Raw genomic sequence first — 24,082 nt, 5'->3', positions numbered from 1 at the left:
GCCCGCGAAAGGGTTCACCACGTCAATTCGCGTTGTGCCGTTCGGGGTGTGAAGTCGATCGGTTACGCAGTCGGGGGGTAAGTCCGACGGTCCAGTCTCCTCGGGAGCAGCGGCCGATCGCACGCCAACCGCACAATACAGATATGAAATGAAGTTTCTGCCACGGGCTGCAACTTTCGCAGCTGTGACTTTTTGCGCTGGCGCACTTGCGAATGCCGCCACGCTCAACCTGAGCCCGCTCCCCCAGCAGGAAGCGAAGACTCAGGCGACGGTGCAGCCGGCACCGGCACAGATTCAGAACGTCCTTGCTTCCCAGCAGGTTCCCGCGCCCCAGGCTGCGGTCGAGCAGCACGGGACCGACGCCGAGGACGATGCCACCCCGGAATACGCCACTCTCTCCGACGCGGTCGCCGCGCAGGAAGACATCGCCGCGCTCGAAGAGGATCGCGAACTCCGCTGCCTCGCCACCGGCGTCTATTTCGAAGCCCGCAGCGAGCCGCTGTCGGGCCAGCTCGCGGTTGCCGACGTGATCCTCAACCGCAGCACCTCGGGCCGCTTCCCCGGTTCGGTCTGCTCGGTGGTGACCCAGAAGGGCCAGTTCTCGTTCGTCCGCGGCGGCAAGCTGCCGACTCCGCCGGCGAATGCGCACTGGCGCCGCGCGCTTGCCGTCGCTCAGGTCGCCCGCGAGAATCTGTGGGAAAGCCCCGCCGGCGACGCGCTCTATTTCCATGCGCGCTACGTCAACGGCGCGCAGGGCCGCGCCACCGTCGCGACCGTGGGGAACCACATCTTCTATCGCTGATCGGACCTCGTCCGTTCGCCTGAAAAGCCGCCGAAGCGATTCGGCGGCTTTTCTGTGTTCGCTAAATGTTCTATGTTCTGGCGATGAATGCGCACACGCCCCTGCCCGCTAGCCTCACCCCCGAAGCCGAGGCACTGGTCGCTGCGGACGTGGTCCGCGGCGTGTCCAGGATGCTGCTGCGCCACGATTGCGTGGCGATCAGCGAGGTGCCGCTGGAGGGCGGCCGGCGGGTCGACCTGATGGCGCTGGATGCGCGCGGCAACATCGTCATCGTCGAGATCAAGGTGTCGCGCGCCGACCTGCTCGGCGATGCGAAATGGCCGGAATATCTAGGCCATTGCGACCGCTTCTTCTGGGCGGTGCCGCAGGGATTCGATCTGCGTCCGCTCGACCAGCCGCATTTTCTGCCTGAACGCACCGGGCTGATCGTCGCCGATCGCTATGACGCAGCGGTGGCGCGCGAGGCGGCAACGGTGCCGCTGGCGGCGCCCGCCCGCCGCAAGGCCACGCTCGCCTTCGCCCGCCGGGCGGGACGAAGGCTGCTGGGGATGCTCGATCCCGACGTCGCCGACGGGTTCTGATCCTAGGTTAGAGCTTGGGGCCCGCCGCCGTCGCAGCACGACCGACCTTGGGCGCATCGGCGAGCAGCTTGGCGATCGACGGATAGCGGGTCTCGCGCTTGGCATATTCACGCGCCGAGAGGCCGCCGCCGAAATCGCTGCGATCGGGGTCCGCCCCGGCATCGAGCAGCTTCTTGACCACCTCGGCGTCGTGCGAAAGCACCGCGCGGATCAGCGGGGTGACGCCGCCATTGTTCGCCAGGTTGACGTTGGCCTTCTTGGCGAGCAGCGCATCGACCCCCGGTGCCCAGCCGAGGCCGGCGGCGACGATCAGCGGCGTGTTGCCGTCGCGATCCTGGATGTTCACGTTGATGCCGGGCTGGTTGATCAGCACGGTCAGGTAGGTCGGATCCTGGCGCTTGACGACGATGTGCAGCGCGGCTTCCCCGGTGCCATAGGGATCCTTGACGTTGATCATCGAGGCTGCCTTGTCGCGCAGGAACTCGTTGACCTTGTTCCCATCCGCCTTACGGATCGCGTCGAGGAACTGGATGCTCTCGCGCGGCTGGCCCATGCCCTGGGCGAGCGCCGGAAGCGGCAGGAGGAGAAGCGCCGCGGCGGCGGCAGAGGCGAGACGGAACGTCATTGCTGGATCGGTACCTTCGATACTGGCGACGGATGCAGCGGCGTTCCTAGCAAAGACTGGCGGTGGATACCATGAACTGGATGTTTCGCGCATTGATAGCTTCCGCAATATTGGCGCTGGCGGCCTGCGGAGGCGGCAGCCCCGGCGAACCCCCGCTGGCCGGGGCGCGGATCGGCGGGCCGTTCACCCTCACCGACCAGAACGGCAAGACCGTCACCGATGCCGATTTCGCGGGCAAATACCGCATCGTCTATTTCGGCTACACCTATTGTCCCGATGTTTGCCCGACCGACCTGACCAAGATCGGCGCAGCGTTGCGTGTGCTCGACAAGCAGGCGCCGCGCACCGCGCAGAAGATCGTACCGCTGTTCATCACGGTCGACCCAGAGCGCGATACGCCGGCGCAGCTCAAGCAATATGTCGCGAACTTTCATCCGCGCCTCGTCGGCCTCACCGGATCGCCGCAAGCGATCGCGCAGGTGGCGAAGGCATATGCGGTCGCCTATATGAAGCAGCCGACGCCGTCGGGCTATCTGATGGGCCACACCCAAGTGGCCTATCTGATGGGGCCGGACAGCAAGCCGATCACCAGCCTGCCGCTGGAGAAGGATCCCCCGGCGATCGTCGCCGAGCTTGAGCATTGGGTGCGTTGACCATCAAATTCTGGGAAGATCTGCCGCTGGAGGCCCTGGACCGCGCGCAATGGGAAGCCCTGTGCGACGGCTGCGGCAAGTGCTGCCTGCACAAGCTCGAGGACGAGGAGACCGGTGAGCTGTTCGCGACCAACGTCGCCTGCAAGCTGCTCGATCGGCGGATGGGACTGTGCAAGGATTACAAGCACCGCCGCGCCTATGTGCCCGAATGCGTGCGGCTGACGACGCGCAACGTGGCCGACATCGAATGGCTGCCCACCACCTGCGCCTATCGCCTGCGCGCCAACGGCGAGAAGCTGCCCGACTGGCACTATCTCGTCTCGGGCGACCGCGAGGCGGTGCACCAGGCCGGCGAATCGACCCGGGGCTGGACCATCTCCGAGGAGGATGCCGGCGATCTCGAACACCACATGACGGACCGCCGCCTTTGATCGAGGGGCTCGAAGTGATCCGCCATCCCCGCGCGCGGCGGATGCGGCTCGCGATCGATCCCCGCGACGGCAAAATTCGGCTGACCATCCCGCCGCGCGCGAGTCTCGCCAAGGCGATGCAATGGGTGGGCGAGCAGCAGGGCTGGATCGACGCGCAGCGTGAGCGGCTGCCGGGTGGCCGCCCGTTCGTGCCGGGAGCGCGTGTGCCGTTTGGCGACGGCGAACTGGCGATCGTCTGGCCGGTCGCCGGTGTCCGCGGCGTACGGCGCGAGGGGGACCAGCTGCTCTGCGGCGGGACGGCGGAAGGCCTCGGCCGCCGCGTCGAGCGCTGGCTGCAAGCCGAGGCGCTGCGGGTGCTGAGCGAGGAGACTGCGCACTATGCAGCGCTTGCCGGGGTGCGGGTCACCAAGGTGGCGATCGGCGATGCGCGCAGCCGCTGGGGAAGCTGCGCCTCGACGGGGGTGATCCGCTACAGCTGGCGGCTGATCCTGGCGCCCAGCGAGGTCCGCCGGGCGACGGTGGCGCATGAAGTCGCGCACCGGGTCCATATGAACCACGGCCCCGATTTCCACGCGTTGGTCGAGCAGCTCTACGGCGCCGACCCTTCGCCGCATCGGCACTGGCTGCGCAAACATGGCGCCGGCCTGCACTGGATCGGGCGCGAATAGCCTCCCGCCTGCCAGTCCCCCTCCCGCCTGCGGGCGGGGCGATTAGAGCAGTGCCCTCGTCCTCAATATTCGTCGTTGGGCCGCTGGCGATCCTGCGGCGCGGGCTGGCGCTGCGGCTGGCGGGGTTGCTGCTGCTGCTGCGCCGGCGGGCGGCCGGTCATGCGGTTGATCCAGTCGCGGTCGAGCCGCTCGCCCTGCTGCTGGACGGGCGCCGGGCGTCCCCCCTGCTGGACCGGATCGGTGCCGTCCATGCCCTCGTCGTCCTGCGGCTCGATCGGCACCTGCGGCGGCGGAGCGATCGGATTGCCGTCCGGATCGACCATCATGCCGTTGTCGGGTGCGCCATAGGCGTCCTCGTCGGGCTCGAGCATGTTGTCCGGTGGCGTCAGCTGGGTCTCGAACTGCTCGACCGGCCGGTTGGCAACCGCCTGGATCATGAAGTCGTGGAACGCCCGCGCAGGCGCACGGCCGCCCTGCAGGCCCGGCACCACCTTGGCATCGTCGCGGCCCATCCACACGCCGGTGGTGAGGCCGCTGGAGAAGCCGATGAACCAGCCGTCCTTGTTCGAGCTGGTCGTGCCGGTCTTGCCCGCGACAGGACGTCCGATCTGCGCGGCGCGGCCGGTGCCGGTGGCGACGGCGGTCTGCATCAGGTCGATCATCTGCGCCGCGACGTAGTTGGCGACCAGCACGTGGCTGGTATCCACCTCATGCTGGTAGATCACGCGGTTGTTGGCGGTCACACGGGTGATGCCATAGGGCGTTACCGCCACGCCGTTATTGCCCACCGAGGCGAAGGCGCGCGTCATGTCGATCAGGCGAACGTTGGAGGTGCCGAGCACCATCGCCGGCTGGGTGTTGATCGGGGTGGTGATGCCGAAGCGCTTCGCCATGTCGGCCACGGTGGTGAAGCCCACCTCCTGGCCGAGCTTCGCCGCGATCGTGTTGACCGAATAGGCGAAGGCGGTGCGGATCGTGATCGGGCCGCTGTTTCGGCGCGAATCGTTGCGCGGGGTCCAGCCGTCGATCGTCACCGGTTCGTCGACCACCACGTCGTCGGGCTTGTGCCCGGCTTCGAGCGCCGCGAGATAGACGAACAGCTTGAACGACGAGCCCGGCTGGCGCTGGGCCTGGGTCGCGCGGTTGTAGATCGAGGACACATAGTCCTTGCCGCCGACCATTGCCCGCACCGCGCCGTCCCGGTCGATCGAGACCAGCGCGCCCTGCGCCCCGTCGGGTGCGTTGACGCGGATCGCCTGGTCGGCGCTGCGCTGCATGTTGAGGTCGAGCGTCGTCCACACGTCGAGCGGCGCGTCGGTCTCGTCGATCAGCGTCTCCAGCTGGGGCAGTGCCCAGTCGGTGAAGTAGCGGACGCTGTTCTGCTTGGGCTCGGGCGCCAGCTGCACGGCGTGCGGGTCGGTGCTGTTGGCCTGGGCCTCGCTGATCTTGCCGGCTTCGGCCATCAGCTTGAGCACCACCGTCGCGCGGTCGACCGCGGCCTCGGCGTCGGCGGTCGGCGAATAATGCGACGGCGCCTTTACCAGGCCGGCGATGATCGCGGATTCGCCGAGCGACAGGTTGGTCGCGGGATGGCCGAAGAACTTGCGGCTCGCCGCGTCGATGCCATAGGCGCCGCCGCCGAAATAGACCTTGTTCAGGTAAAGCTCGAGGATCTCCTGCTTGGAGAATTTGCGTTCGAGCGCCAGTGCCAGGATCGCCTCGCGAATCTTGCGGGTGACGCTGTACTTGTTTGACAGGAAGATGGTGCGCGCCACCTGCTGGGTGATGGTCGAGCCGCCCTGCAGGCGCCGCCCTTCGTCATGCAGCCGCTTGGCGACCCAGAAGATGCGCGCCACGCCGACCGGATCGACACCCCAGTGCGATTCGAAGCGGCGATCCTCAGTCGCGATGATCGCGTCCTTCATCGCCTGCGGGATCTGGTCGTATTTGATCCATTCGCCATAGCTCGGCCCGAGCGAGACCAGCACGGTGCCGTCGACCGCGTGGACGCGGATCATCTGGCCGTTGGGCGAGGACTTCATCTGGTCGAAGCTCGGCAGCGTCGAGCGCGCCGAATAGACCGCGATCACCAGCGCGATGCAGGCGATCAGCGCCAACGCCACGCCGCTGATCAGCGACCAGAGGAAGAACTTCTTCCAGAAGGAGCCCCGGCGCCACCAGGGCGCAGCTGCGGTTTTCGATTTCACGGCCATGTACGGCGTGGTCGATTACAGGCTTGCGGGGCTTCCCACAAGGATCAGGCGGCGGAAGCCCCAGCAGCGCGCGGCCGGAACTCGAGGCTGACCGAATTCATGCAGTAGCGCAGTCCGGTTGGCGGCGGGCCGTCGGGGAAGACATGGCCGAGATGGCCGTCGCAGCGGGCGCAGCGCGCCTCGATGCGGCGCATGCCGTGGCTGGTATCGGCATGCTCGCTGACATGGTCGGGCGCCACCGGCTGGGTGAAGCTGGGCCAGCCCGAGCCGGAGTCATATTTGTCGATGCTGTCGAACAGCTCGAGCTGGCAGCCGGCGCAGCGATAGATGCCGTCGGCCTTGTTGTCGTTGTAGCGGCCCGAAAAGGCGCGCTCGGTGCCCGCCTCGCGCAGCACGTGGAACTGCTCGGGGGTGAGGCGCTTGCGCCATTCGGATTCGGAGAGATTCAGCTGTTCCATAGGCCCGAAATGTGGGTTCGGCGGGCCGTGCCGTCAATCCGCCGAAGCGCTCAGTCCGGGATGGTGATCCGCTGCACCACCGCGCCGCTCTCGCGCAGCTGCGCCTTCAGCACTTCGGGCTTGGGGGCGTAAAGGAAGCCGAAGCTCACCGTGCCCTTGCGGGTGCGCACGGCGTGGTGGAGCCGGTGCGCCTGGACGATCCGCTTCATGTAGCTGGAGCGCGGAATGTAGCGGTGGCGGATCCGCTTGTGGACGATCAGGTCGTGGAAGCCGAAATAGATCGCGCCATACGCCGCGATTCCCGCGCCGATCCAGGTGAAGCCCGGCCACCAGCCGAGCTGCACGCCGCCGAGCAGCAGCACGAAGGAGGGCACCGCGAAGATCACGGCATAGAGGTCGTTGAGCTCCCAATTGCCGGTGCGCGGGCGGTGGTGGCTCTTATGGAGGAACCAGCCCGGCCCGTGCATGATCCAGCGATGCGCGGCATAGGCGAACAGCTCCATGCCGAGCACGGTGGCGAGGAAGATCAGGACGGCGTTGAGCGGCGACATGGCCCCCATGTAGGCGATCCCGCCGCGCCATTCCATTGACTTTGCCCAAAGAGGCAGGGTCAGTCCGGTGCTACGTCTAGGAGGTCCGCGCCCATCGCCGAGATCAGCCAGTCGTGGAAGATCTGCACCGGCCGCAGCGTCAGCGCGCGGGGGCGGCAGACGAACCAGTAGCTGTAATGGCTCTCCACCGTCAGGTCGAACAGCTGCACCAGCCGCTCGTCGCGGGCGGACTGGTAGTGCGATTCGAGCATGAAGGCGACGCCGAGACCCTGCGCGGCGGCCTCCAGCATCAGGTTGCCCGAATCGAACAGGTCGATCGCCGCCGGTTCGAGGTCGGGATAACCCGCCGCCATGCGCCAGGCGGTGAAGGTCTCGGGCATTTCGCGGTGGACCAATGCGGTGAGCCGCGACAGGTCCATCGGGTCGCGCACCGGATTGGGGCCCTCCACCAGGCTGCGCGCGCCGATCACGTGGACCCGGTTGCGGTCCAGCCGACGCGAATAATAGCCGGGGTCGATGTCCCGGGCGATGACGATCGCCGCATCTAGCCCGTCGCCGAGCCGCGCCATGCCGTGGCTGCCGGTATCGACGTCGAGATGCAGCTCGGGGTGCCGCTTCTTCAGCTCGGGCAGGCGCGGCAGCAGCTGTTGCGTCGCATAGAGCGGCAGCACGCCGAGCCGGAGCCGCAGCAACTCGCTGCCGCTGGTCATCGTCTCGATCGCATCGGTCATCGTGTCGAGCGCCGGCGCGATCAGGCTGAGCAGCCGGTCGCCATCGTCGTTGAGCCGTAGCGACTGGTGGCGTCGCTCGAACAAGGGCTTGCCGATGAAGCGCTCGAGCGCCTGCACCCGCCGGCTGAGCGCGGGCGAGGACAGCGCCAGTTCCTCGGCGGCGGCCTTGATCGAGCCCAGGCGGGCGACCTGGACAAAGGCCTCGATCGCGGTGAGCGGCGGGAGGCGTCGCATCGATCCGTCTCTCTTCTTTGGTGCGGTGCAGCAATGGGTTTGTGCGAACGATACCCGCCCGCACAACTTTTTCCCGCTGGAGCGAATATCGCTCCGGACAATCGCGATTGCAAGCCGTGCATGTACGCGGTGTAATTTTCGCACTTGCACAAAAACGTGCCGCACTGCACATAGGGGGTGCCTTTCAGGCATCCTCTCCTAAAACTTTCCAAGGCCGCCCTTTTTGAGGCGGCCCTTTTTTTTGCGTCCGCCGTTCTTAGCTTTCGGGCCTACCGCCACGAAGGAACCCAGAATGGCCGATGACGAATCCCGCACCCGCCGCCTGCAGGTCGCCAATGCGCGGCCCGAGGACAGCGGCCGCGGACTGGCCCATATCCCGCGCAGCCTGATGGCCGCGCTCGGCATCACCGAGGGTGATGTGATCGAGATCGTCGGCAAGCGCAGCACCCCGGCGCGTGCCGTGCTCCCCTATTCCGAAGACGAAGGCCTGGAGCTGCTCCGCATAGACGGGCTCCAGCGCGCCAATGCCGGCGTCGGCTCGGGCGACTTCGTCGAGGTGCGCCGCGCCGATTCGAAGCCGGCGACGCGCGTGGTGTTCGGCCCGGCCCAGGCGAATCTGCGGCTGCGCGGCACCGGCGAGGCGCTGAAGCGCACTTTCTTCACGCGGCCCCTCACCTCCGGCGACACGATCGCCACCGTGGGGCACCAGCGCGCCGACGTGCCGCCCAACGTCCAGCAGTTCGTGCGGGCGCCCGCCTATGCGCTGCAGGAGATTCGCCTGACGGTGCTCTCCACCGTGCCCCGCGGCGTGGTGCATATCGACGAGAATACCGAGGTCGAGCTCCGCACCGAGTATGAGGAGGCCAAGGAAAGCCGCCGGGCCGACGTCACCTATGACGATATCGGCGGCATGGCCGGCACGATCGACCAGCTGCGCGAGATGGTCGAGCTGCCGCTGCGCTATCCCGAGCTATTCCAGCGCCTGGGCGTCGATCCGCCCAAGGGCGTGATTCTGCACGGGCCTCCCGGCACCGGCAAGACGCGCCTCGCCCGTGCGGTCGCCAATGAGAGCGACGCCAGCTTCCATCTGATCAACGGGCCGGAGATCATGGGCTCGGCCTATGGCGAATCCGAGCAGCGGCTGCGCCAGGTGTTCGAGGAAGCGTCCAAGAACGCGCCCTCGATCGTGTTCATCGACGAGATCGATTCGATCGCGCCGAAGCGCGGCCAGGTGACCGGCGAGGCGGAGAAGCGCCTCGTCGCCCAGTTGCTCACGCTGATGGACGGGCTGGAGGCCCGCGCCAACATCGTCGTGATCGCCGCGACCAATCGCCCCGAGGCGATCGACGAGGCGCTGCGCCGTCCCGGCCGGTTCGATCGCGAGATCGTCGTCGGCGTGCCGGACGATCGCGGCCGCCGCGAGATCCTGGGCATCCACACCCGCGGCATGCCGCTGGCCGACGATGTCGACCTGCCCGAGCTGGCGCGTACCACCTATGGGTTCGTCGGCGCCGATCTCGCCGCGCTCACCCGCGAGGCGGCGATCGAAGCCGTCCGCCGGATCATGCCACGGCTCAATCTCGAGGAAGGCACCATTCCGCCCGAGGTGCTCGACACGCTGTCGGTCACCCGCGACGATTTCCTGGAGGCCCTCAAGCGCGTCCAGCCTTCGGCGATGCGCGAAGTGATGGTGCAGGCACCCACCGTCCGCTGGGAAGATGTCGGCGGGCTCGACGACGCGCAGATGCGGCTCAAGGAAGGCGTCGAACTGCCGCTCAAGGATCCCGACGCGTTCCGGCGCCTGGGCATCCGGCCGGCCAAGGGCTTCCTGCTCTATGGCCCGCCCGGCACCGGCAAGACGCTGCTCGCCAAGGCGGTGGCGCGCGAGGCGGAGGCGAACTTCATCGCCACCAAGTCGAGCGACCTGCTCTCGAAGTGGTATGGCGAGAGCGAGCAGCAGATCGCCCGGCTGTTCGCCCGCGCCCGCCAGGTAGCACCCTGCGAGATCTTCATCGACGAGCTCGACTCGCTGGTGCCGGCCCGGGGCGGTTCGATGGGCGAGCCGCAGGTGACCGAGCGCGTGGTCAACACCATCCTCGCCGAGATGGACGGGCTCGAGGAGCTCCAGTCGGTGGTGGTGATCGGCGCGACCAACCGGCCGAACCTGATCGACCCCGCCCTGCTCCGCCCGGGCCGGTTCGACGAGCTGGTCTATGTCGGCGTGCCCGACAAGGCCGGGCGCGAGCGCATCCTGCGCATCCAGACCGAGAAGATGCCCCTCGCGGCGGATGTCGATCTGGGGTCGATTGCCGAGCAGACCCAGCGCTACACCGGCGCCGATCTGGAAGACGTGGTCCGTCGCGCCGGCCTGGTCGCGCTGCGCCAGTCGCTGGCGACCCGCGAAGTGACGATGGCGCATTTCGAGGCAGCGCTGAAGGACTCGCGGGCGACGGTTACGCCGGAGATGGAGAACGAGTATGAGGCGATGCAGGGCAGGCTGAAGCAGCAGGCCTCGTCGATCCAGCCGATCGGCTTCATCGCGCCCGGCATGCTGGAAGGTCGCGGGCCGAAGGGCTAAGCTGCCGCATCCAGGGCCGCCGGCGACCAAGGCGTTGTCGGCGGCCTTTTCTTTTTTCAGCGAGCAGCATGACCGATTCCAACCCGCTTCAATATTCCAACCGCCAGTGGCTCTGGCCGGCGCTCGCCCTGCTGGGCCTGTCGCTGGCGGGACTTGCCGCATTCCTCTGCCTGCGCTTCGCCAGCGGGTTCGCCTTCGATCCCGCGCTGCTGCTGGCCTTCCGCACGCCCGGCGACCTCGCGACGCCGATCGGCCCACCCTGGCTGCTCCAGTCGGCGATCGATATCAGTGCGCTAGCCGGCTATACGGTGCTGTGGCTGGCGGGTGCCGCGACGCTGATCTTCCTGTTCGCCTTCGGCAGGCGTGCCGAGGCGCTGCTGCTTGGCGGATCACTGATCGGCGCATCGATGATCAACGCGCTGCTCAAGCTCTTCCTGCACCGCCCTCGCCCCGATGTGGTGCCGCATCTCGCGGAGGTGTCGAGCGCCAGCTTCCCCAGCGGCCATGCGATGATCTCGGCGGCCGTCTATCTTACCCTCGGCATCATGGTCGCGCAGACCCAGGCGAGCCGCTGGGCCCGGGCCTATATCCTGAGCTTTGCGGTGCTGCTGGTGCTGCTGATCGGCTGCAGCCGGGTGTTTCTGGGCGTGCACTGGCCGTCGGACGTGCTGGCCGGCTGGTGCTTCGGCGCGATCTGGGCGTTGTGCATGTTCGCGCTCAACGCGCGGCTGCACCGGCGCCAGGATTTCGGGCGCTAAGGCTCAGCCGTCCGAGGCCTGGGTCGTCCAGCCGAGCCGGGGAATCGTGATCGAGCGCTTGCCCGACAGGTCGACGCGGGTGACGAACAGCCCCTTGCTCTCGATATACTGCATCAGCCGCCGCACGCGGCCGAGCGAGCTGGTGCCGTAGCTGGTCGCGATATCGGTATCGCTGGGACAGGGCAGTCCCTCGCGCGCCGCCTTGGCGACGAGCAGGAACGGCCCGAGCATGTCGTCGGGCAGCGCGCGTGCCGCTTCCAGCGCCTGCGCCCAGTCATCGTCGGGATCGCCGTGAATGCCCGCGCGCGCCGCCGATAACCGGCGGACGAATCCCGACAGATCCAGCGGCGGACGGGTCAGCCCCACCATCCGGCAGCGCACCTGGAAATCCTGGTAGAGCACCGCGGGCGAGCGCAGCGTCGACTGTTCGTCCTCGACGATCGCGCGCAGCACGTCGGCGACCAGGCCGGCGACTTCCTCGGGATCGCGATCGGGTTCGATCTCCATCGGCGATGGCGCCGAACGGGCAAGCTGCTCGAGCACCGTTTCCGGCTGGGAATAGGCATGCGCGGGCGGCGGGGCCGGCGGCACCCATTCGGGCTCGGCGGGGGCGAGCAGCAGGTCCTTGATGTCCTCGGTCGGCGCCTGGGGCAGCGGGGTCAGCTTCGGCGACGAGCTGCGCGCGCTGGTCTCCACCGCGCCGATGCGGATCGCGACCGGCCGCCGGGTGATCGCTGGGCCGAGGCCCAGGAAATGCCCGCGGGCCAAGTCGCGGATCGCCTCGGCCTGGCGCCGCTCCATGCCGAGCAGGTCGGCGGCGCGCTGCATGTCGATGTCGAGAAAGGTGCGGCCCATCAGGAAGTTGGACGCTTCCGCCGCCACGTTCTTGGCGAGCTTGGCCAGCCGCTGCGTCGCGATCACGCCGGCGAGCCCGCGCTTGCGGCCGCGGCACATCAGGTTGGTCATCGCCGACAGCGAGGCGCGGCGGACTTCCTCCGCCACTTCACCGCCGCCGGCAGGTGCGAACAGCTGCGCCTCGTCGACGACGACGAGCGCCGGATACCAATGATCGCGCGGCGCATCGAACAGGCCGTTGAGGAAGGTGGCGGCGCAGCGCATCTGCCCTTCCGCCTCCAGCCCTTCGAGGCTGAGCACCACCGAAGCCCGATGCTCGCGGATGCGCGCGGCGAAGCGGGCGACGTCGCGCTCGCTATGGTCGACCGCCTCGATCGCGAGATGGCCGTAGCGATCCGAGAGGGTGACGAAGTCGCCCTCGGGATCGATCACCACCTGCTGCACATGGCCTGCGGACTGTTCGAGCAGGCGGCGGAGCAGGTGCGACTTGCCCGAACCCGAATTGCCCTGGACCAGCAATCGGGTTGCAAGCAACTCCTCCAGATCGACCGGCACGGGGCTGCCCGTGCCGTCGACGCCCATGTCCACGCTGACGGTCATCCCGGCCGCTTTGCCGGATCATGGGGGGCAGCGGCAAGGGCTGGCGCCATGAAAACTGTGGGTCTTCGTTTCGCTTCAGGCCGCGTCGGCGGCATTCAGGCGCTGGCGGCGGCGTTCGAGCGCCTGCATCGTCTTCTCGGCGAGGAGCGTGAGGCGCGCGGTATCCTGCTCGGTGAGCTGCGCGCGCGCGGTTCTGTCGATCACGCAGAGCGTGCCGATCCGCTTGCCGCTGGTGGTACGCAAGGGGGCGCCGGCATAGAAGCGGATATTGGGATCGCCGGTGACCAGCGGGTTCTCCGAGAAGCGCGGATCGGCCTTGGCGTCGTTGACCACGAACACGTCCGGACCGCGGATCGCGTGGGTGCAGAAGGAGATCGAGCGCGGCGTCTCCTGCGGCGCCAGCCCGACGCGCGCCTTGAACCATTGCCGGTTCTCGTCGATCAGCGAAATCAGCGCGATCGGCACGCCCAGCGCGGTCGCGGCTTCGCGCACGATGGCATCGAATTCGGCCTCGTTGGGGGTGTCGAGCACGCCATAGCCCTTGAGCTCGGCGAGGCGGGCGGGTTCATCCGAGGGATCAAGCGGCATCGTTCGTCTTCCTGCGTTTGCGCCCCCCGGCACATTCGGTCTACTACCGAGCCACAAGTTAACATTTGCTCGACAGCGCAAGCACCTGCCGGGCAGTCTGATGGCAGCCATGCGTCCCGATCCCATTGAACATCTCCGCCGGGTTTTCGGCTATGACGCCTTTCGCGGCGTGCAGGGCGCGGTGGTCGACCGCGTCATGGCGGGGCAGCGCACGCTCGCGGTGATGCCCACCGGTGCGGGCAAGTCGCTGACCTATCAGCTGCCCTCGGTGATGCTGGAGGGGACCTGCGTCGTCGTCAGCCCGCTGATCGCGCTGATGCACGACCAGCTGCGCGCTGCCGAGGCGGTGGGCATCCGTGCCGCTACCCTTACCTCGGTCGACGACAATCGCGTCGAGACGATCGAGCGGTTCCGCGCCGGCCAGCTCGACCTGCTCTATATCGCGCCGGAGCGTGCCTCGGGCGAGGGCTTCCGCAACCTGCTGACCCAGGCCCCGCTCAGCCTGTTCGCGATCGACGAGGCGCATTGCGTTTCCGAATGGGGGCATGATTTCCGCCCCGACTATCGGCTGCTCCGCCCGTTGCTCGATCGCTTCCCGGAGGTGCCGCGCCTCGCGCTGACCGCCACGGCGGACGCGCATACCCGCGCGGACATCCTCGAACAGCTGGGGATTCCGGAAGACGGGCTGATCGTCGCCGGCTTCGACCGGCCGAACATCCGCTACCATATCGCCCCGCGCGAGAACACGACGCGGCAGATCATCGACGTGGTCGCGGAGAATCCGGGTCCCGGCATCGTCTATGCCCAGACGCGCAAGGGCGTGGAACTGCTCGCCGAGAAGCTGGCGGCGGAGACCGGGCGGCCGGTGCTCCCCTATCATGCCGGGCTCGATCCCGAGGTGCGCCGCCGCAACCAGGCGCAGTTCGTCGCGAGCGAGGACATGGTGGTGGTCGCCACCGTCGCGTTCGGCATGGGCATCGACAAGCCCGATGTGCGCTTCGTCGCCCATGCCGGACTGCCCAAGTCGATCGAGGCCTATTACCAGGAAACCGGCCGCGCCGGCCGCGACGGCGATCCCTCGGTCGCGCATCTCTTCTGGGGCGCCGACGATTTCGCTCGCGCCCGCCAGCGGATCGGCGAGGTCGAGCCCTCGCGCCAAGCCGGCGAGCGCACCCGGCTGACGGCACTCGGCGCGCTGGTCGAGACGGCGGGGTGCCGCCGCCGGATCCTGCTCAAGCATTTCGGCGAAGACGCGCCCGAGACCTGCGGCAATTGCGACAATTGCCTGAATCCGCCCGCCGCGATCGACGTCAGCGTGACCGCGCAGAAATTCCTCTCGGCGGTATTCCGCACCGGCATGCTGTACGGCATCGGCTATATCGAGGGCATCCTTACCGGCGTCTCGACCGAGCGCAGCCTGATGAACGGGCACGAGAAGCTGTCGGTGTTCGGCATCGTCGATGGCGACGAAGTGGCGATGCTGAAGCCCGTGTCGCGCGCGCTGCTGCTGCGCGACGCGCTGCGCACCAACGAGCATGGTGGGTTGGAATTCGGCCCCGAAGCGCGGGCGATCCTCAAGGGCGAGGCGAAGCTGGAGCTGGTGCTGCCGCCCAAGCGCGAGCGGCGGCGTCGCGGCGCTAAGGGTTCGGTGCCCAACCCGGTCGGCAACCCGCTGTTCGAGGCGCTGCGGGCGAAGCGCCGCGAGATCGCGCAGGAGACGGGCCTTCCGCCTTATGTGATCTTCCACGATTCGGTGCTGCGCGACATGGCGATGGTGCGGCCGTCTTCGCTGGCGGAGATGGGGCAGCTCTCGGGCGTCGGCGCGCGCAAGCTCGATGCCTATGGGCAGGACTTTCTGAACGTCCTTCGCCAGTTCTGATCGACTTTCTTGGGAAGACGCCCCGCGCTACAGCCTCGCGCTGGAATCAAAGGAGGACCTGCCATGCCTAACAAGATCGACGACAGCATCTCGGTGGCCCCGCAGATCCGGCCGGAGGACGTGCCGGCGCTCGCCGCCGCCGGGTTCGTGCACATCATCAACAACCGCCCCGAAGGCGAGGAATTCGGCCAGCCGACCGGCGCGCAGATTGCCGAGGCCGCCGAGGCGGCAGGGCTCGGCTATACCGAGATTCCGGTGACCCCGGGCGGCTTCTCGATGGCGCAGGTCGAGGCGATGGCCGAGGCGCTGGGCTCGGTGGACGGGCCGGTGCTGGCCTATTGCCGCTCCGGCACCCGCTCCTGCAACCTCTGGGCGCTCGCCACTGCCTACAAGGGCGGCGCGCCCGACGCGCTGGTCGCGAAGGGCGCGGGGGCGGGCTACGACCTGTCCGGCATCCGTCCGGCGCTGGAGCAGCTGGCGGCGCGCTGAGCCATCCATTCTAGCGCTCCCCTCCCGCTTGCGGGAGGGGTACGCCTGCTTCACGCGCGGCGCTTTCCCCACGAACAAAAAATGGGCCGGTGGTTGCCCACCAGCCCAGTTGTCCGCAGGAGGAACCTCGGTGGGGCGCCGCGGCAGGAGAGGATCCCGCGGCGCCCGAACTTGTCAGTAGTTGTAGGCGCGCTCGCCATGCTCGTTGATGTCGAGCCCTTCGACTTCGACTTCCTTCGAGGGGCGGATGCCTATGGTGAGCTTCAGGCCGTAGAAGAGGATCGCCGAGACCACGCCCGACCAGACCAGCGTGATGCCGACGGCCTTCGCCTGCACCAGCAGCTGGGTGGCGATGTTGTAGCTGGACGCGGCGACTGCCGGGAACTGGGTGTAGTCGATCACGCCCTGGCCGCCGAGCGCGGGGTCCGCGACGATCGCGGTGCCGAGCGCGCCGATGATGCCGCCGACGCAGTGGACGCCGAACACGTCGAGCGAGTCGTCATACTTGAGCTTGTTCTTCACCGTGGTGACGAAGAAGAAGCAGATCGGCGAGACGATCAGACCGAGCAGGATCGAGGTCATCGGCGCGGCGAAGCCCGAGGCCGGGGTGATCGCGACCAGACCGGCGACCGCACCGGTCACCCCGCCCAGCAGCGACGGCTTCTTGTGCACCACCTGCTCGATCACCGCCCAGCTCACCGCGGCAGCGGCGGTGGCGACGAAGGTGTTGATGAAGGCAACCGCGGTGACGCCGTTCGATTCGAGGTTGGAACCAGCGTTGAAGCCGAACCAGCCCACCCACAGCAGCGAGGCGCCGATCATGGTCATGGTCAGCGAGTGCGGCGGCATCGGCTCGCTCTTGAAACCCACGCGCTTGCCGATCACGAGGCAGCCGACCAGGCCCGCGATGCCCGCATTGATGTGGACGACGGTGCCGCCCGCGAAATCGAGCGCGCCCAGGCCCCACAGATAGCCATAGTCGGTCGGCGCGTCGACGAGGAAGTCCGGGCCCGCCCAGTACCAGACCATGTGCGCGATCGGGAAATAGGCCAGCGTCATCCACAGCACGGTGAAGATGATCAGCGGGGTGAACTTCACCCGCTCGGCGAAGGCACCGACGATCAGCGCCGGCGTGATGCAGGCGAAGGTCATCTGGAAGCAGACGAAGGCGAATTCAGGGATATAGACGTTGTTCGAGAAGGTCGCGGCATAGGTGCTCGCGCTCACGCCGACCAGGAACGCCTTGGAGAGGCCGCCGAAGAAGTGGTTGTCGCCGCCGCTGGTGAAGGCGATCGAATAGCCCCAGGTGCACCACACAAGGGCGGCGACCGAGACGATCATGAACACCTGCATCAGCACCGAGAGCATGTTCTTGGTGCGCACCAGGCCGCCATAGAACAGCGCCAGCGCCGGTACCGACATCATCAGCACCAGCGCCGAGGAGATCAGCATCCAGGCGGTGTCACCCTTGTTGACCATCGTCGCCTGCTGCGCGGCATCGGGTGCCTTGATCAGTGCGGTCTGCGCCCAGGCGGGCATCGCCGCGACCAGCGCGGCCGCGCCGAGCGCGAGCCCGGCGGTCTTCCATCCTTGCTTCATTGCTACCCCCTTGCTCACAGCGCCGTCTCGTCGGTCTCGCCGGTGCGGATGCGCACGGCCTGGCCCATGTCGAGGACGAAGATCTTGCCGTCACCGATCGCGCCGGTGCTCGCCGCCGCCTGGATCGCCTCCACGGCGCGGTCGGCAAGATCGCTGCCCACGGCGACCTCGATCTTGATCTTCGGCACCATGTTCGTGCTGTACTCGGCGCCGCGATAGATCTCGGTCTGGCCCTTCTGACGGCCAAACCCCTTCACTTCGGTAACGGTCATGCCCGTCACCCCGACGGTGGTGAGCGCCTCGCGCACCTCGTCGAGCTTGAAGGGTTTGATGATGGCGATGATGAGCTTCATGTCGCCCCCTCTGGCGGTTGTCCCGGGGAGCAACGTCGCAAGGGGCGTGCCAAATGGAACGCACAGAGAGGATGCGCGTTTCGAGACGCCAAATATTACGAACTGGTGAATTTTGCGACGCGCGGCTGCCCGAAAAACGGGCAGATCATTGCAGCGTCGCGCTGTCCTCGCCGTGACGGCCGAAGAATTGCATCAGCTGCACGATCAGCTCGGCGCGTTCTTCCAGGCGGGGTGCTTCGAGCAGCGCCTGCTTCGACGCGGCATCGAACGGCGCGATCTGGGCGATGCCATTGACCAGCGATTCGTCGTCGAGCCGGGTAACCGCCTCCCAATCGACCATATAGCCCAGGCCATCGGCGAAGCGGCGCGATTCCATCTCGATCGAGGCGCGGCCGGCCAGCGACAGCGATTCCGATTCGCCCGCAGCCTCCAGCGCCGCCTCGACCTGGCGGAACGGCGTGGTCACCTCGAGCTCGCGGACGATGGTGAAGCGGCTCAGCCCTTCGAGCACGATGTTGAAGCGCCCGTCGTCGAGCGCCTCGACATCGGCGATCCGGCCGACACAGCCGACGTCGAACAGCGTCGGCGGATCACGCTCGTCGCGCGGCTGGACCATGCCGATCCGCCGGTCGCGCGCGAGCGCCTCGGAGACCATTGCGCGGTAGCGCGGCTCGAAGATGTGGAGCGGCAGGTGCATGCGCGGAAACAGCAGCGCACCCGCCAGCGGAAACACCGAGAGCCGCGTCGTCTTCATCCGAACAGGATCTGCGACAGCTTGCGACGCTGGCCGGCGACCCAAGGGTCCTCCAGCCCGACGACCTCGAACAGCTTGAGCAGCCGCTGGCGAGCGGCGCCCTCGTTCCAGGCGCGATCGTCACGGACCATGGCGAGCAGCGTCTCGGCCGCACCCTCGCGGTCGCCCGCCGCCATCTGGCCGCCGGCGAGCTCGTAGCGCGCGTCCATGTCCTCGGGGTTCGCGGCCGCACGCGCGGCAAGCCCGGCGAGGTCGCCGACCGGCTGGGCTTCGCGGGCGAGGCTCAGCGCGGCGCGGGCACGCTCGACTTCGGGCGCCTTGGCGGCGTCGCCCTGGATCGCGTCGAGCGCGCCCTGCGCCTCGTCGTGGCGACCCAGCGTGGTCAGCGCACGGACGCGGCCGGCGGCGACTACGGCGTGATCGGGTGCCATTTCGGCGATCTGGTCGAAGATCGCGAGCGCGCGCTCGGCATCGCCATCGGCCAGCACCTGCTCGCCCATCGCGATCAGCGGTTCGAGCTCGGCTTCGGCATCTGCCGCTTCGCCCGAGATCGGCAGCTGGCGGAGAATCTGGTCGAGCATCGCGCGCAGCTGCGATTCGGTGCGCGCGCTGGTCAGGTCGGCAACCAGCTGGCCCTGGAACATCGCATAGACGGTCGGGATCGAGCGGACCTGGAATTGGCTGGCGATGAAGTTGTTCTTGTCGACGTCGATCTTGGCCAGCAGCACGCCCTTGGGGGCATAGTCGTCGGTGACCTTCTCGATCACCGGGCCCAGCGCCTTGCACGGGCCGCACCATTCGGCCCAGAAATCGATGACGACGAGCTTCGACATCGACGGCTCGACGACGTCCTTGCGGAAGGCGTCGACGGCCTGTTTGTCGGCGGGGCTCATACCAAGCGTGGCCAAAATGCGCTCCTTCAGCAATCTGCGGGTGCCGGCGCCTCGGATGGGCGCGCGGGCGGGTCGGCTCCTATTTGGGCGTTCGGGGCCGAACCGCCAAGTCTTTTCCAAAAAGTGCAAAAGGGGGGTTGCGCAGTCTGAAACCCGCTGTTAGTTGGCCCGCCTCACCCGCCGAGAGCGCTTCGAAACGCTCCCGGCCACGACGCCAGAGCGGGCGTAGCTCAGGGGTAGAGCACAACCTTGCCAAGGTTGGGGTCGAGGGTTCGAATCCCTTCGCCCGCTCCAGCGTTTCCGGCGATCACGCCGTTCCGCTGCCGACACGATATCGTTTGCCTCCCGACATGGATCGGCGGGCATTCCCTGCTACTGGCAGCCTCCGGCTATTCGGAGACCTCGCATGCATTCCCTGCCTATCGCGCTGATACTCGCCACCCTGGTGACCGGCGCCGACGAGCGGCCGCAGCCCTCGGTGTGGCGCAACCCCAGCAACAGCGTCCATGTCCGCGCCGAGCCCTGTGGCGCCGACAGCATGTGTGCAACGGTGATCTGGGCAAGCGACAAGGCCAAGACCGATGCCCAGCGGGGCGGCACCAAGCAGCTGATCGGCACGCAATTGTTCCAGAATTTCAAGATCGTGCGCGCAGGCCTGTGGAAGGGCACGGTGTTCGTCCCCGATATCAACCAGCGTTTCAGCAGTACCGTGACGGTGGTCGACGAGAACACCATTGTCGGCAAGGGCTGCGCGCTGCTTGGGGCGGTGTGCAAGGCCCAGACCTGGACGCGCGTGCGGCCCTGACCGGCTCAGGGCATCAGCCGCTTTCGCCCCTCCGACAGATGCCAGCGCATCGCCAGCGCCGCGCCGTCCGCATCCTGTGCGCGGATCGCCTCGACGATGGTCGCATGCTCGCGGACCATCGCCGCGATCGGCTCGGCTTCGCGGAGGCGAGCGATGTCGACGCCGGCGCGCATGATTCGCATCGTCTCCTCGTGGAGATGCTCGAACGCCTTTTCGAAGGCAGGATTGGAGGTCGCGCGGAAGATCGCGCGGTGCAGTCGCCAATCCTCGTCATGCGCCGGGTCGCTCGAGAGCAGCGCCTTGCGCAGATCGGCCATCGCCGATTCGATCTCGGCCAGCTGCTCGGGCGAGCGCCGGCGCGCGGCCAGCCGCGCGGCGTCCGATTCGAGCGCGAATCGCACTTCATAGGTGCCGAGCGTCGCGGAAAGCTCGTCGAACGCCATGTGCGCGCCGAGCCGCAGCGACGGGCGGCGCATCACATAGGAGCCCGCCCCGCGCCGCGCTTCGGTGATGCCGTCGGCCGCCAGCCGCACCAGCGCTTCGCGCACCACGGTGCGTGACATGCCGAAGCTCTCCGCCAGCCGCGATTCGGAGGGAAGCCGATCGCCGACGTTCAGCCCGCCCAGGATGATCTCGACGATTCGCGAATAGGCCTGGTCGGCGAGGCGCTGGTCGGAGGGTGCGTGGTTTCGCAGCATGATGCGCCACGATACTAAGCCGTTTGGAAATGGCGAGTCGTGCCATGGTCTTAGGAGAAGCCGATGCCCGCCACCCCCGCCCCCATCCGCGTCGGCATCGGTGGCTGGACCTTCGAGCCCTGGCGCGGCACCTTCTATCCGGACAAGCTGCCGCAGAAGCGCGAGCTGGAATATGCCGCCGCCGCGCTCACCGCGATCGAGATCAACGGCACTTATTATTCCACCTTCAAGCCGGCGAGCTTCGCCGGCTGGGCGGCCGCGGCGCCCGAGGGCTTCGTCTATACGGTGAAGGGGTCGCGTTTCGTCACCAACCGCAAGGTGCTGGCGGAGGCAGGCGAATCGATCGCGCGCTTCTGCGGGCAGGGGCTGACCGAACTGGGCGACAAGCTCGGCCCGATCTTCTGGCAGTTCATGGCGACCAAGAAGTTCGACGCGGAGGATTTCGGCGCCTTCCTCAAGCTGCTGCCTGCCGCGCAGGACGGCGTGAAGCTCCGCCACGCCGTGCAGGTGCGGCACGACAGCTTCCAGACGCCCGAGTTCGTGGCGCTGTGCCGCGCGGCGGGCGTGGGAATCGTCTTTGCCGATTCGCCGCAATATCCGGCGATCGCCGACGTGAGCGGCGATTTCGTCTATGCGCGGCTGGAAGCGGGCGAGGACGACAACCCCTTCTGCTATCCCGAGGCCGATCTGCCGCATTGGGTGGAGGCGGCCAGGACCTGGGCGGCGGGCGGCCAGCCCGAGGGGCTGCCGACCTTCGCGGCCGAGCCCGCGCCGGTGCAGCCCCGCGAGACCTTCGTGTTCTTCATCCATGGCGGGAAGGTGCGCGCACCCGCGGGTGCCCAGGCGTTCCTCCGCCGGCTGGGCTGAGCGGCGAACCCTTTGCGGCGGCGCTTCGTTTAGTCCCGGCAACCCCAGGAGGCCCATCATGATTCACGATCCCGAACAGCAGAAGCCGCAGGACGACGAAGCCGAAGCGATGGAAGAGGCGCAGAAGGACGCCGCCGAGGAACGCGAGGAAGAAGGCGGCTATCAATGAGGCGTGGGGCGTGGCGGCGGGACACCGTACGCTGCGCCCTGCCCCCGAATGTCGTGCGTTTCCAAACGTCGTTCAAGGCCTAGCCAAACCCCCGGGTAATTGATAATCACTCGCAGCATGAACGCCCCCGCTGCGATCCCCGTGCCTGTACGCCTCGCCCAGTTGCATCGCCATGCCCCCGGCACCGTGGCCGGAGTCGAGTGGGATCGCCTTGCCGAGCCCGAGGCGCGCCGCCTGCGCGAACTGGGCCTGGACGAGGGCGTGGAAGTCGAGCTGCTCCACCGCTCGGGCCTGTTCGGCGGCCCCCTCGCCTGCCGCATCGGCCGGATGACCGTGGCGCTCCGCCGCCATGTCGCCGCCGCGATTCATGTGACGCCGCTGGCCCAGCACGCATGAACGCCACGCCATTGGTTGCGCTGGTCGGCAATCCCAATGCCGGCAAGAGCGCGTTGTTCAATGCGCTGACCGGCGCGCGGCAGAAGGTCGGCAATTATCCTGGCGTCACCGTCGAGCGCCATTCGGGTCGCATGTCGCTGCCCGATGGCCGCCCGATCGAGCTGGTCGACCTGCCTGGCGCCTATAGCCTCGATCCCGGCAGCCCCGACGAGCAGGTGACGCGCGACGTGCTGCTCGGCCGCCAGCAGGGCGAGCGCCTGCCCGACGCGATCCTCACCGTGGTCGACGCCTCCAATCTCGACAACCATCTCCGCTTCACCCTCCAGCTGATCGCGCTGGGCCTGCCGATCGTGGTGGCGCTCAACATGGTCGACCTCGCCGAGCGCGACGGGCTGAAGCTCGACGCGGAAGCGCTGGAGCGCGAGCTCGGCGTTCCCGTCGTCGCCACCGTCGCGGTCCGCCGCCGCGGGCTCGATGCGCTCAAGGAACGGATGGGCGAGATGGTGAAGGGCGTGACCAAGATCCGTCCCTCTGCGGGCGTGCAGCACGACATCGTCCTGCTCCAGCGTCGCGCCCGCCAGATCGCCACCGCCGTCACCGTTTCCGAAACCGCCGCGCGGCGCTGGACGCATCGGCTGGATGCGCTGTTCCTCCATCCGGTTGCGGGACCGCTGATCCTGCTCGGGACGATGTTCGTCATGTTCCAGGCGGTATTCGCCTGGTCGGAGGTCCCGATCGGCTGGATCGAGGACGGGATGAAGTGGCTCGGCGCCGAGGTCGGCAGCGCGCTGCCCGACGGGGTGTTCCGCTCGCTGATCGTCGACGGGGTGATCGCGGGCGTCGGCGCGGTCGTGGTGTTCCTGCCGCAGATTTTGATCCTGTTCGCCTTCATCCTGGTGCTGGAGGCGACCGGCTACATGGTCCGCGCCGCCTTCCTGATGGACCGGGTGATGGCGAGCGTCGGGCTTTCGGGCCGTGCCTTCATCCCGCTGCTCTCCAGCTTCGCCTGCGCGGTGCCCGGGATCATGGCGACGCGTACCATCTCCGACGAGAAGGACCGGCTGACCACCATCCTGATCGCGCCGCTGATGACCTGTTCGGCGCGCCTTCCGGTCTACACCATCATCATCGGCGCGCTGATCCCCGATCGTGCGGTGCTGCCCGGTGTGGGGCTGCAGGGGCTGGTGCTGTTCGCGCTCTATATTCTCGGCATCCTGGGCGCCTTCCTGGTCGCGCTGGTGCTGCGCCGGACGGTCACCAAGGGCGCGACCTCCGGCTTCATGATGGAGATGCCCAAATATCAGTGGCCCAGCGCGCGCGACGTGCTGCTCGGGCTCTGGCAGCGCGCGCTGATCTTTCTCAAGCGCGCCGGCACGATCATCCTCTACACCACCGTGATTCTGTGGGCGCTGCTCAGCTTCCCCAAGCCGCCCGAGGGCAGCGGCATCTCCAAGGTCGATTATTCGATCGCGGGCCGCATCGGCAGCGGGCTGGAGAAGATCGTCGCACCGATCGGCTTCAACCGCGACATGGCGCTGGCGGTGATCCCGGCGATGGCCGCGCGCGAAGTGGCGGTGGCGGCGATCGGCACGGTCTACGCGGTCGACAATCCCGATGATGCGTCGGGCGAGGAGTCGATCCGCGAGCAGCTCCAGAGGCATTGGAGCCTGCCGAGCGCGCTTGCCTTCCTGATGTGGTTCGTCTTCGCGCCGCAATGCATCTCGACGATCGCGGTGACGCGGCGCGAGACGAACGGGTGGAAATGGCCGGCCTTCATGATCGGCTATCTGTTCGCGCTCGCCTATGTTGCGGCCGGCATCACCTATTGGAGCGCGGTGGGCCTCGGCCTCTAGC

At 67.7% G+C, this 24,082-nt stretch carries 25 protein-coding genes and 1 tRNA gene; 14 read left to right on the top strand and 12 right to left on the bottom strand.

Going from position 1 to position 24,082, the window contains the following annotated elements; translation table 11 throughout:
* Nucleotides 1-184: 184 nt before the first annotated feature.
* Together CA234_RS01945 and CA234_RS01940 are read left to right on the top strand one after the other, a co-directional pair.
* Nucleotides 185-802, top strand: coding sequence for a cell wall hydrolase (locus tag CA234_RS01945; RefSeq protein ID WP_241213155.1), 618 nt, complete (start codon nucleotides 185-187; stop codon nucleotides 800-802).
* 83 nt (nucleotides 803-885) lie between these two features.
* On the top strand, nucleotides 886-1,383 hold the full coding sequence (locus CA234_RS01940) for an MmcB family DNA repair protein (protein WP_126000780.1): 498 nt from the start codon (nucleotides 886-888) through the stop codon (nucleotides 1,381-1,383).
* A gap of 7 nt (nucleotides 1,384-1,390) precedes the next feature.
* Here the strand turns inward: CA234_RS01940 and CA234_RS01935 are convergent, their stop codons facing one another.
* On the bottom strand, nucleotides 1,391-2,008 hold the full coding sequence (locus tag CA234_RS01935; RefSeq protein ID WP_126000734.1) for an ankyrin repeat domain-containing protein: 618 nt from the start codon (nucleotides 2,006-2,008) through the stop codon (nucleotides 1,391-1,393).
* A gap of 71 nt (nucleotides 2,009-2,079) precedes the next feature.
* On the opposite strand from CA234_RS01935, the gene CA234_RS01930 reads away from it, so the two are divergent.
* Genes CA234_RS01930 through CA234_RS01920 form a run of 3 tightly spaced genes read left to right on the top strand, consistent with a single transcriptional unit; the run spans nucleotide 2,080 to nucleotide 3,760 of the window.
* Nucleotides 2,080-2,661 carry an SCO family protein gene (locus tag CA234_RS01930; RefSeq protein ID WP_125973087.1) on the top strand — a complete coding sequence of 194 codons (582 nt, stop codon included), beginning with the start codon at nucleotides 2,080-2,082 and terminating at the stop codon, nucleotides 2,659-2,661.
* The gene (locus tag CA234_RS01925) at nucleotides 2,649-3,092 is read left to right on the top strand and encodes a YcgN family cysteine cluster protein (protein WP_125973085.1); all 444 of its coding nucleotides are present in this window, start codon (nucleotides 2,649-2,651) and stop codon (nucleotides 3,090-3,092) included. Before CA234_RS01930 ends, CA234_RS01925 begins: the two co-directional genes overlap by 13 nt.
* Nucleotides 3,089-3,760: a SprT family zinc-dependent metalloprotease gene (locus CA234_RS01920; RefSeq protein ID WP_125973082.1), complete on the top strand. Its 672-nt coding sequence runs from the start codon at nucleotides 3,089-3,091 to the stop codon at nucleotides 3,758-3,760. The genes CA234_RS01925 and CA234_RS01920 overlap by 4 nt, the downstream gene beginning before the upstream one ends.
* A 62-nt stretch (nucleotides 3,761-3,822) precedes the next feature.
* Here CA234_RS01920 and CA234_RS01915 read toward each other — a convergent pair whose 3' ends face one another.
* Genes CA234_RS01915 through CA234_RS01900 form a run of 4 tightly spaced genes read right to left on the bottom strand, consistent with a single transcriptional unit; the run spans nucleotide 3,823 to nucleotide 7,947 of the window.
* A complete protein-coding gene (locus tag CA234_RS01915) occupies nucleotides 3,823-5,973 on the bottom strand; it encodes a PBP1A family penicillin-binding protein (RefSeq protein WP_125973080.1) in 2,151 nt (716 codons plus the stop codon).
* 44 nt (nucleotides 5,974-6,017) lie between these two features.
* A complete protein-coding gene (gene msrB / locus CA234_RS01910) occupies nucleotides 6,018-6,431 on the bottom strand; it encodes a peptide-methionine (R)-S-oxide reductase MsrB (protein WP_125973078.1) in 414 nt (137 codons plus the stop codon).
* Nucleotides 6,432-6,481: 50 nt separating this feature from the next.
* Nucleotides 6,482-6,982, bottom strand: coding sequence for a sterol desaturase family protein (locus tag CA234_RS01905; protein WP_125973076.1), 501 nt, complete (start codon nucleotides 6,980-6,982; stop codon nucleotides 6,482-6,484).
* Between the two features lie 59 nt (nucleotides 6,983-7,041).
* Nucleotides 7,042-7,947: a LysR substrate-binding domain-containing protein gene (locus tag CA234_RS01900; protein ID WP_125973074.1), complete on the bottom strand. Its 906-nt coding sequence runs from the start codon at nucleotides 7,945-7,947 to the stop codon at nucleotides 7,042-7,044.
* Between the two features lie 292 nt (nucleotides 7,948-8,239).
* Between CA234_RS01900 and CA234_RS01895 the strand changes: the two genes are divergently transcribed.
* Nucleotides 8,240-10,525 (top strand): CDC48 family AAA ATPase, encoded by a 2,286-nt coding sequence (locus CA234_RS01895; RefSeq protein ID WP_126000733.1) that lies wholly within the window; start codon nucleotides 8,240-8,242, stop codon nucleotides 10,523-10,525.
* A gap of 68 nt (nucleotides 10,526-10,593) precedes the next feature.
* Nucleotides 10,594-11,283, top strand: coding sequence for a phosphatase PAP2 family protein (locus CA234_RS01890; RefSeq protein WP_125973070.1), 690 nt, complete (start codon nucleotides 10,594-10,596; stop codon nucleotides 11,281-11,283).
* A 3-nt stretch (nucleotides 11,284-11,286) separates the two neighbouring features.
* Here CA234_RS01890 and CA234_RS01885 read toward each other — a convergent pair whose 3' ends face one another.
* Nucleotides 11,287-12,738, bottom strand: coding sequence for an ATP-binding protein (locus CA234_RS01885; RefSeq protein ID WP_126000732.1), 1,452 nt, complete (start codon nucleotides 12,736-12,738; stop codon nucleotides 11,287-11,289).
* Nucleotides 12,739-12,813: 75 nt separating this feature from the next.
* Nucleotides 12,814-13,326: a GAF domain-containing protein gene (locus tag CA234_RS01880; RefSeq protein ID WP_125973066.1), complete on the bottom strand. Its 513-nt coding sequence runs from the start codon at nucleotides 13,324-13,326 to the stop codon at nucleotides 12,814-12,816.
* Nucleotides 13,327-13,435: 109 nt separating this feature from the next.
* Here CA234_RS01880 and recQ point away from each other — a divergent pair, with 109 nt between their 5' ends.
* Together recQ and CA234_RS01870 are read left to right on the top strand one after the other, a co-directional pair.
* Nucleotides 13,436-15,205: a DNA helicase RecQ gene (gene recQ, locus CA234_RS01875; protein WP_126000779.1), complete on the top strand. Its 1,770-nt coding sequence runs from the start codon at nucleotides 13,436-13,438 to the stop codon at nucleotides 15,203-15,205.
* A gap of 63 nt (nucleotides 15,206-15,268) precedes the next feature.
* Nucleotides 15,269-15,694 carry a TIGR01244 family sulfur transferase gene (locus CA234_RS01870; protein WP_125973064.1) on the top strand — a complete coding sequence of 142 codons (426 nt, stop codon included), beginning with the start codon at nucleotides 15,269-15,271 and terminating at the stop codon, nucleotides 15,692-15,694.
* Between the two features lie 174 nt (nucleotides 15,695-15,868).
* Here CA234_RS01870 and CA234_RS01865 read toward each other — a convergent pair whose 3' ends face one another.
* The 4 genes from CA234_RS01865 to CA234_RS01850 form a co-directional block, all read right to left on the bottom strand.
* The gene (locus CA234_RS01865; protein ID WP_125973062.1) at nucleotides 15,869-17,293 is read right to left on the bottom strand and encodes an ammonium transporter; all 1,425 of its coding nucleotides are present in this window, start codon (nucleotides 17,291-17,293) and stop codon (nucleotides 15,869-15,871) included.
* Between the two features lie 14 nt (nucleotides 17,294-17,307).
* The gene (locus tag CA234_RS01860; RefSeq protein ID WP_010542740.1) at nucleotides 17,308-17,646 is read right to left on the bottom strand and encodes a P-II family nitrogen regulator; all 339 of its coding nucleotides are present in this window, start codon (nucleotides 17,644-17,646) and stop codon (nucleotides 17,308-17,310) included.
* 145 nt (nucleotides 17,647-17,791) lie between these two features.
* Nucleotides 17,792-18,400, bottom strand: a complete 609-nt coding sequence (locus tag CA234_RS01855; RefSeq protein WP_125973060.1) for an LON peptidase substrate-binding domain-containing protein — start codon at nucleotides 18,398-18,400, stop codon at nucleotides 17,792-17,794.
* A complete protein-coding gene (locus tag CA234_RS01850; protein WP_125973281.1) occupies nucleotides 18,397-19,293 on the bottom strand; it encodes a tetratricopeptide repeat protein in 897 nt (298 codons plus the stop codon). The genes CA234_RS01855 and CA234_RS01850 overlap by 4 nt, the downstream gene beginning before the upstream one ends.
* A gap of 219 nt (nucleotides 19,294-19,512) precedes the next feature.
* On the opposite strand from CA234_RS01850, the gene CA234_RS01845 reads away from it, so the two are divergent.
* Together CA234_RS01845 and CA234_RS01840 are read left to right on the top strand one after the other, a co-directional pair.
* Nucleotides 19,513-19,587 (top strand) — tRNA-Gly (locus CA234_RS01845).
* A gap of 112 nt (nucleotides 19,588-19,699) precedes the next feature.
* Nucleotides 19,700-20,098, top strand: coding sequence for a DUF2147 domain-containing protein (locus tag CA234_RS01840; RefSeq protein ID WP_241213148.1), 399 nt, complete (start codon nucleotides 19,700-19,702; stop codon nucleotides 20,096-20,098).
* A gap of 5 nt (nucleotides 20,099-20,103) precedes the next feature.
* Here the strand turns inward: CA234_RS01840 and CA234_RS01835 are convergent, their stop codons facing one another.
* Nucleotides 20,104-20,796, bottom strand: a complete 693-nt coding sequence (locus CA234_RS01835; RefSeq protein ID WP_125973058.1) for a FadR/GntR family transcriptional regulator — start codon at nucleotides 20,794-20,796, stop codon at nucleotides 20,104-20,106.
* 63 nt (nucleotides 20,797-20,859) lie between these two features.
* Here CA234_RS01835 and CA234_RS01830 point away from each other — a divergent pair, with 63 nt between their 5' ends.
* From CA234_RS01830 to CA234_RS01820, 3 genes are all read left to right on the top strand, one after another.
* Nucleotides 20,860-21,663 (top strand): DUF72 domain-containing protein, encoded by an 804-nt coding sequence (locus CA234_RS01830; RefSeq protein WP_125973056.1) that lies wholly within the window; start codon nucleotides 20,860-20,862, stop codon nucleotides 21,661-21,663.
* Between the two features lie 286 nt (nucleotides 21,664-21,949).
* A complete protein-coding gene (locus CA234_RS01825; protein WP_125973054.1) occupies nucleotides 21,950-22,228 on the top strand; it encodes a FeoA family protein in 279 nt (92 codons plus the stop codon).
* A complete protein-coding gene (locus CA234_RS01820; RefSeq protein ID WP_126000731.1) occupies nucleotides 22,225-24,081 on the top strand; it encodes a ferrous iron transporter B in 1,857 nt (618 codons plus the stop codon). Before CA234_RS01825 ends, CA234_RS01820 begins: the two co-directional genes overlap by 4 nt.
* Nucleotide 24,082: the final 1 nt, after the last annotated feature.

The sequence above is a fragment of the Sphingomonas sp. ABOLE genome (genome assembly GCF_003950455.1).
In the GTDB taxonomy this organism is placed as follows: domain Bacteria; phylum Pseudomonadota; class Alphaproteobacteria; order Sphingomonadales; family Sphingomonadaceae; genus Sphingomonas; species Sphingomonas trueperi.
The sequence above is the reverse complement of the archived record's forward strand: the minus strand, read 5'-3'. Positions and strand labels throughout refer to the sequence as shown.

Excerpts from the sequence above, each read along its gene's own strand:
- CA234_RS01860 (WP_010542740.1), bottom strand. The coding sequence starts at position 17,646 with ATGAAGCTCATCATCGCCATCATCAAACCCTTCAAGCTCGACGAGGTG.
- msrB (WP_125973078.1), bottom strand. The coding sequence starts at position 6,431 with ATGGAACAGCTGAATCTCTCCGAATCCGAATGGCGCAAGCGCCTCACC.
- CA234_RS01935 (WP_126000734.1), bottom strand. The coding sequence starts at position 2,008 with ATGACGTTCCGTCTCGCCTCTGCCGCCGCCGCGGCGCTTCTCCTCCTG.
- CA234_RS01880 (WP_125973066.1), bottom strand. The coding sequence starts at position 13,326 with ATGCCGCTTGATCCCTCGGATGAACCCGCCCGCCTCGCCGAGCTCAAG.
- CA234_RS01930 (WP_125973087.1), top strand. The coding sequence starts at position 2,080 with ATGAACTGGATGTTTCGCGCATTGATAGCTTCCGCAATATTGGCGCTG.
- CA234_RS01895 (WP_126000733.1), top strand. The coding sequence starts at position 8,240 with ATGGCCGATGACGAATCCCGCACCCGCCGCCTGCAGGTCGCCAATGCG.
- CA234_RS01905 (WP_125973076.1), bottom strand. The coding sequence starts at position 6,982 with ATGTCGCCGCTCAACGCCGTCCTGATCTTCCTCGCCACCGTGCTCGGC.
- CA234_RS01830 (WP_125973056.1), top strand. The coding sequence starts at position 20,860 with ATGCCCGCCACCCCCGCCCCCATCCGCGTCGGCATCGGTGGCTGGACC.
- CA234_RS01885 (WP_126000732.1), bottom strand. The coding sequence starts at position 12,738 with ATGACCGTCAGCGTGGACATGGGCGTCGACGGCACGGGCAGCCCCGTG.
- CA234_RS01870 (WP_125973064.1), top strand. The coding sequence starts at position 15,269 with ATGCCTAACAAGATCGACGACAGCATCTCGGTGGCCCCGCAGATCCGG.
- CA234_RS01900 (WP_125973074.1), bottom strand. The coding sequence starts at position 7,947 with ATGCGACGCCTCCCGCCGCTCACCGCGATCGAGGCCTTTGTCCAGGTC.
- CA234_RS01855 (WP_125973060.1), bottom strand. The coding sequence starts at position 18,400 with ATGAAGACGACGCGGCTCTCGGTGTTTCCGCTGGCGGGTGCGCTGCTG.
- CA234_RS01940 (WP_126000780.1), top strand. The coding sequence starts at position 886 with ATGAATGCGCACACGCCCCTGCCCGCTAGCCTCACCCCCGAAGCCGAG.
- CA234_RS01825 (WP_125973054.1), top strand. The coding sequence starts at position 21,950 with ATGAACGCCCCCGCTGCGATCCCCGTGCCTGTACGCCTCGCCCAGTTG.
- CA234_RS01850 (WP_125973281.1), bottom strand. The coding sequence starts at position 19,293 with ATGAGCCCCGCCGACAAACAGGCCGTCGACGCCTTCCGCAAGGACGTC.
- recQ (WP_126000779.1), top strand. The coding sequence starts at position 13,436 with ATGCGTCCCGATCCCATTGAACATCTCCGCCGGGTTTTCGGCTATGAC.
- CA234_RS01915 (WP_125973080.1), bottom strand. The coding sequence starts at position 5,973 with ATGGCCGTGAAATCGAAAACCGCAGCTGCGCCCTGGTGGCGCCGGGGC.
- CA234_RS01890 (WP_125973070.1), top strand. The coding sequence starts at position 10,594 with ATGACCGATTCCAACCCGCTTCAATATTCCAACCGCCAGTGGCTCTGG.
- CA234_RS01835 (WP_125973058.1), bottom strand. The coding sequence starts at position 20,796 with ATGCTGCGAAACCACGCACCCTCCGACCAGCGCCTCGCCGACCAGGCC.
- CA234_RS01820 (WP_126000731.1), top strand. The coding sequence starts at position 22,225 with ATGAACGCCACGCCATTGGTTGCGCTGGTCGGCAATCCCAATGCCGGC.
- CA234_RS01865 (WP_125973062.1), bottom strand. The coding sequence starts at position 17,293 with ATGAAGCAAGGATGGAAGACCGCCGGGCTCGCGCTCGGCGCGGCCGCG.
- CA234_RS01840 (WP_241213148.1), top strand. The coding sequence starts at position 19,700 with ATGCATTCCCTGCCTATCGCGCTGATACTCGCCACCCTGGTGACCGGC.